Here is a 6,765-nt window from a genome sequence, read left to right as displayed (position 1 = left end):
GAAAATCAACGGCCAAATTGTACAACTCATAAAAAATAGACAAACTCGATTTTCATCGAGTTTGTCTACAGTCTGAGGCCGTTTAACATGTAAGTTAAACGGCCTTCACCTCTAATTATTATTTAGATTTTTTAACTGTTACTTTTGCTGCTTTTCCTGTATTGCCAGCTTTATCTTTTGCTGAGACGTATAATGCAGAACCTGCTTTTTTCTTGCTGATTTTAACAGAGAATTTTCCATTTTTATCAGATTTTGCCGTTCCGATGTTTTTATCATTGTACTTCACGGTTACGGTTGAACCGATTTCCGCTTTACCTGTTACTTTTGTTGCTTTGTCGTTTACTTCATTCACTTTCGGTGCGCCTGGAGCTGTTTTATCTTTAACCGTTACTTTTGCTGCTTTTCCTGTATTGCCAGCTTTGTCTTTTGCAGAGGCATATAATAAGGACCCTGCTTTTTTCTTGCTGATTTTAATGGAGAAGTTCCCCTTTTTATCAGCTGTTGCCGTTCCGATGTTTTTATTGTTGTACTTCACGGTTACGATTGAACCGATTTCCGCTTTACCAGTTACTAAGGTAGCTTTATCGCTTACTTCATTCACTTTTGGCGCACCTGGAGCTGTTTTATCGATAACAGTCACGGATGCCGCCTTGCTTTCACGTTTTGCTAAGTCTGTAGCTGTGACTGAAAGTTTAGTGCCAGCCTTTTGCTTGCTGATTTTCACTTTGAAATTCCCTTTGCTGTCCGTGTTACCTGAACCAATCACTTTTTTTGCGTTATTTTTGATCGTGATTTTCATGTCCGCTTGTGATTGACCCGTTACATACGTATCTTTGTCACTTAGGGCTTTAACAGTTGGCTTGTTAGGGGTTGCACCCTTATTCACGAATACTTTGATTGAAGATACTGCTAGTTTGGAAGAATCAGAGATATTCACAGTAAGCTGCTGCTCAGCTTTTTGGACCGGAATAGTAACGGTGAACGTTCCGTTAGCTGCCGCCGTTCCTTTACCGAGGGATTTCTTCCCGTTTTTCACTTCGATTACCGAACCTTTTTTAGCTGAACCAGTCAGTTTTGTTTGCGTATCCATTACAAGGTTGACTTTTGCTTGTAAATCCACTGTACTAAGTGCACTGTACGCATTCAGCCTTCCATACCCAGAGACTAAATCTTTTCCGACAGGCAGTTCTTCTTCTGGTATTATGATTTCTCCATCTTCTGGTTCATAGTCCTCATAAGGGTCTACATTATCTTCTTCTTCAAAAGCAACATATTCCGATGTCTCATGAAGGATTTCCCTTACTTCATTCACTTTCAGCCCAGGATTTCCGGACAATAACAAGGCTGTAGCTGCCGCAACATGAGGAGTTGCCATTGATGTACCATCCATGTAGGTAACATTCCCATTTAGTACAAGGCTTGGAATTCCTGTCCCTGGAGCGACCATGTCCAATTTCGCGCCATAATTGGAATAATCGGATACTAAATCAAGGGCATTGGTTGCACCGACAGATATCGCGTATTTTGATGATGCAGGATAAGAAAGACCTTCCGTCCCATCATTACCGCTTGCTACGACAACCATTACATTCTTGGCAGCTGCATGTTTCAAGGCATATTCAATCGTCCTGCTATATTCTCCGCCCAAGCTAAGGTTTATGACCTTTGCTCCATGATCCACGGCATATTTAATGCCTAGTGCAACTTTCTCATTGTCTCCAGCTCCTGAAGAATCCAAGACCTTCACAGGCATGATTTTAGCTACTGGATTGATTCCCTGCATCGAATATCCATTATCCGCTTTGGCAGCGATAATTCCGGATACATGTGTACCATGGCCATGGTCATCGATTGCCTTTTCATTCTTATCAATGAAGTTCTTGCCTAAGTCCATGCGAACTGTATCTTTCAAATCCGCCAGTGAATTATCGACACCCGTGTCGATAACCGCTACCAATGTATCTTTTAAATTACGTTTTTTAATTAGGCTTTGCAGTTTTTCGTTATCGATGTCCGCTCCCTTTATGCCCTCTTCGCCACCGGCGTTATTTAATGACCATTGATACGGTGATTGAATGTCGGCTGAAAGTGCTTTGTACGTTTTTACCGGTTCGATATATTCCACTTCTGGAAGTTTTTCGATACTGGATAAAGCTGCTGTACTCATATTAGCTTGATTCTTTAACTCTACAACGTACATATCATCATACAGAACCTCTTGGCGCTTAGGTGCCGATAATGTTCCATATCCTTTTCCGCTTACCTTGGATTGGACAGCGCTTAATGACTTCCCTGGTTTAAGTTTGACGATATATTTGTTCTTTATATTTTTCGAAGCCGGAAGTTTGATTCCTGCTTTGCTTGCGATATCAACGATTCTCTCACCTGCAAGCTTATCAAGATTGATTTTCTTTGCAATGCTGTTCATATCCTTTTTCAATCCAGCTGGAGCGACACTTGCCGCCTTATTGAATAATGCTTTAATCGCTTCTTGCTGCTTATTACTAATGACTGCCGTACTGCTTGCTCCATTTTCAGTAAGATCCTCAATAAGCGGCTTAATGACGACTAAGTGGTTATAGACCGCTTCCCTGGCCTTTTTATTTCCAGCCAGATGAAGGGCCAGAAACGGGGAAGCCTTATAGTATAAAGAGGAAAGGGAGCGTCCCTCAGATGACTTCGTGAGAACTTCATCTCTAAACACGCGGAGTGTTTTCAACATGGATTCTCCCGTTTTCTTATCGTTTACACTCAGTTCAACCGGGCATGCTTCGAGTTCCTCTTCGTCCCCAGAAGATGGCGGCAATGTCACTGAATGGGCATTGATGGAGTATTCAGCTTCATTTTTAGCATCGGGGATGGGATTTCCCTCATCATCCGTTTCGCCGAAATATTCAACTTTAACATAATACGTGCCTTCCCAAGCATACGGGAAATCGACTACAGCTTTTTCATCAGGATAAGAAGAGACAAAATAATTGCTCTCATCTTTTTCTGCTTTTTCTTTATTTTGATATACGGAAATATTCAAGATTTTGTCCGAATTGACTTCGAACTCAATATGGGAGAATTTTTGTATTTCTTCTTTTGTAGGGGTGATTTGATACCATTTAACATCCGGTTTATCAAACTTCCCGTCTAAAGTGTCCCCATTTTTAATCGTTTTTACATTTTCAATAGGTGTTGCAGTTGCAGCTTGAGAATTTAGTGGAACCATCAAGCTGATAATCAGTGCAAAAATAAGTACAAACGCCGTAAATCGACTCACATTCTTAAATTTCACAGTTTCCCCTCCAATAATTGGTTAAAAAATTACAGTACTATACCAAACTATCACACTGTAAAATTTTATCAACCAATTTTTTACCTTTTTTATGGCAAATACTTGATATATTGGGCCTTCAAGCCGAAAAATGATTCTCATGTACCAATTAAGCAAGATATTTAGGTTCCAATGCATTACTACCGCTTGTTGATTCCAAAATTTGATAGACTCATCGCAAATAGATTTAAATCGGGGGAAATCCTAACCATGACCTAATTCCTATGTTCAGCCGATGCCCACGCAAAAAAAAGCTGTCCCAGCATTAAAACATGCGGAACAGCCCTCAATCGATTTAGTTAGTTTGCGACGATATTGACTAATTTGCCTGGTACGGCAATAACTTTGCGGATGGTTTTCCCATCGATTTGTTCTTTGATGGAGTTATCCCCCATCGCAATTTCTTCCAGTTTTTCTTTTGTAGTGTCAGTCGGCACCATTAATTTCGCTTTAACTTTTCCATTGATTTGGATGACGATTTCGACTTCGTTATCCACTAACTTCGCTTCGTCGAACGCAGGCCATGTTCCGTATGTGATGCTCTCGGAGTGACCTAGTTTAGACCAAAGCTCCTCGGCGATATGCGGTGCAACTGGTGCAAGCAATTTGACGAAGCCTTCGATATATACCTTAGGAAGCGAATCCGCTTTATAGGCATCATTAATGAATACCATCAATTGTGAAATCGCCGTATTGAATTTCAATTCTTCATAGTTCTCGGTCACTTTTTTAACCGTTTGATGATAGACTTTTTCAAGCTTGCCCGTGTCATCCGTTTCGGTCACCTTATCTGTGATCGTATTGTCTTCGTTGACCAATAAACGCCAGATACGGTCAAGGAATCTGCGGGAGCCGTCCAATCCGTTTGTAGACCAGGCAATCGAAGCATCCAATGGTCCCATGAACATTTCGTACATTCGAAGTGTATCGGCACCATGGCTTTCAACGATATCATCCGGGTTCACGACATTCCCTTTGGATTTACTCATTTTTTCATTATTCTCGCCAAGGATCATTCCTTGGTTAAATAGGTTTTGGAAAGGTTCCTTCGTTGGCACGACACCGATATCGTACAGGAATTTATGCCAGAAACGGGCGTAAAGCAAGTGAAGCACCGCATGCTCAGCGCCGCCAATATAAATGTCGACCGGCATCCATTCTTTTAATTTTTCAGGATCTGCAAGTGCCTCCTTGTTGTCCGGATCGATATAACGAAGGAAGTACCAGCTGCTGCCTGCCCATTGTGGCATGGTGTTTGTCTCACGGCGCCCTTTTCGTCCGTTTTCATCCGTTACGTTCACCCATTCCGTAATGTTTGCAAGAGGTGATTCGCCTGTACCTGAAGGCTTGATGTCTGTCGCTTTCGGTAAAATCAATGGAAGTTCTTCTTCCTTCACTGCAGACATCGTGCCGTCTTCCCAATGTATGATTGGAATCGGTTCACCCCAGTAACGCTGACGGCTGAATAACCAGTCGCGAAGACGGTATGTTATTTTCTTCGTACCGATTTCTTTTTCTTCCAGCCATTTGATCATGGTTGAAATGCCTTCTTCTTTATTCAAGCCATCAAGGAATTCCGAATTCACATGAAGTCCATCGCCTGTATATGCTTCACTTGTCACATCTCCGCCAGCTACGACTTCCTTGATCGGCAATTCGAACTTGACTGCAAATTCATAATCACGCTCATCATGTGCAGGAACGGCCATGATCGCACCTGTTCCGTAGCTGATCAACACGTAATCAGCAATCCAAATCGGCATTTTTTCGCCGTTTACCGGATTAATGGCATAAGCCCCCGTAAACACGCCTGACTTATCCTTTGCCAAGTCTGTTCTTTCCAGGTCGCTTTTATGTTTCACTTCATCTAAATATGCGTCAACCGCTTTCCTTTGATCAGCCGTCGTAATTTTATCGACAAATGGATGTTCAGGTGCCAATACGGCATATGTTGCACCGAATAACGTATCTGGACGAGTCGTGAACACCGTGAATGTATCATCAAAGCCATCGATATTGAATGTAACCTCCGCGCCCTCGGAACGGCCAATCCAGTTACGTTGCATATCCTTGATGTTTTCCGGCCAATCGACATCATTCAAATCGTCGATTAAGCGGTCTGCATAAGCCGTGATTCGAAGCATCCACTGTTTCATCGGGCGGCGCTCAACCGGATGGCCCCCACGCTCACTTTTTCCATCGATGACTTCTTCGTTCGCCAATACCGTGCCAAGGGCTGGACACCAGTTAACGGCCACTTCATCAATATATGCAAGGCCCTTTTCATATAATTTCAAGAAGATCCATTGCGTCCATTTGTAATAGTCAGGGTCTGTCGTGTTAATTTCACGATCCCAGTCATAAGAAAAACCAAGGGCTTTGATTTGGCGGCGGAACGTGTTGATGTTGTGCTCCGTGAATTCAGCTGGATCATTTCCCGTATCGATCGCATATTGCTCTGCCGGAAGTCCAAAAGCGTCCCAGCCGATCGGATGCAAAACATTATACCCCTGCGCCCGTTTCATCCGTGCCAGGATGTCGCTTGCCGTATAACCTTCCGGGTGACCCACATGAAGACCGGCCCCTGAAGGATATGGGAACATATCCAGCGCGTAGAATTTGCGTTTGCCGCTTTCTTCACCCGTTTTGAATGTCTTGTTGCCTTCCCAATACTGCTGCCATTTCGTTTCTATGCTTCTATGGTCAAAACTCATATTATTTCCTCCTAATTTCCGTATAAAAAAACAATAAAAAACCCCTCATCCCAAAATAGGGACGAGAGGATTATGTATATCTTCCCGCGGTACCACCCACATTGGCGATAGCTAAAATCCGCCCAGCTTAAAACATCATCCGTAACATGGATTAAAACGCCAGGCATTACTTTTTACCTTCACACCTGGAACTCCAAGGCGAGTTCACGACCATCCCAGGTTGACTTGCACCACCCGTCAACTCTCTTTACTGAAATAAAATCGCTACTGTTCCTCATCATAGTCTTTATGAGAATATTTGATTATATTACATTCTAGTCAATTTTACCGATAATTGCAATAGCCGTACATAAACATTATCGACAGGTTTTTCATTATATATGCGAATTCAAGGAAAAACGCGCAAAAAAAGGGAGCTATGCATCCATAGCTCCCTTGCTCCTTTAATGTCGCAGTAATATCATTTCATTTTTCAATTCATTCAATTGCTGCCGCATCCGCGAAAGCATATCCCGTTGCTGGGCATTCGAACTGGCATACAATCGTTCCATATCAGTCAAAGCCTCTTCGATATACCTTTGCGAATTTTGAAATTGTTCATCATCATAATGCTCCTGCCGAGAGGCCTCGTTAAATTCAAACTCTGCAAAATGGAGAGCCCCTTCACATTGCTCTAAAAAATGATCGACGGATTGTCTGGTTGCCATTTCAAACCCTCTCCTTCGCGTC

The 6,765-nt window shown here is 42.5% G+C and carries 3 protein-coding genes and 1 other annotated feature; all 3 genes read right to left on the bottom strand.

Features of this window, described 5'->3' with window-relative positions:
* Positions 1-118 precede the first annotated feature (118 nt).
* The 3 genes from ACFX4L_RS16900 to ACFX4L_RS16890 all read right to left on the bottom strand — a co-directional run bounded on the left by ACFX4L_RS16900 (position 119) and on the right by ACFX4L_RS16890 (position 6,743).
* On the bottom strand, positions 119-3,283 hold the full coding sequence (locus tag ACFX4L_RS16900; protein ID WP_377405701.1) for a S8 family peptidase: 3,165 nt from the start codon (positions 3,281-3,283) through the stop codon (positions 119-121).
* Between the two features lie 338 nt (positions 3,284-3,621).
* Positions 3,622-6,036 carry a leucine--tRNA ligase gene (gene leuS, locus ACFX4L_RS16895; RefSeq protein ID WP_289319484.1) on the bottom strand — a complete coding sequence of 805 codons (2,415 nt, stop codon included), beginning with the start codon at positions 6,034-6,036 and terminating at the stop codon, positions 3,622-3,624.
* Between the two features lie 54 nt (positions 6,037-6,090).
* Positions 6,091-6,326, bottom strand: a binding site (T-box leader).
* A 153-nt stretch (positions 6,327-6,479) separates the two neighbouring features.
* The gene (locus tag ACFX4L_RS16890; protein WP_061465304.1) at positions 6,480-6,743 is read right to left on the bottom strand and encodes a DUF2524 family protein; all 264 of its coding nucleotides are present in this window, start codon (positions 6,741-6,743) and stop codon (positions 6,480-6,482) included.
* Between the last annotated feature and the right edge of the window lie 22 nt (positions 6,744-6,765).

Source organism: Peribacillus sp. YIM B13482 (assembly GCF_042787975.1).
GTDB lineage: Bacteria > Bacillota > Bacilli > Bacillales > DSM-1321 > Peribacillus > Peribacillus simplex_A.
Note: the sequence above shows the minus strand (reverse complement) of the source record. Positions and strands in the feature narration are given on the sequence as shown.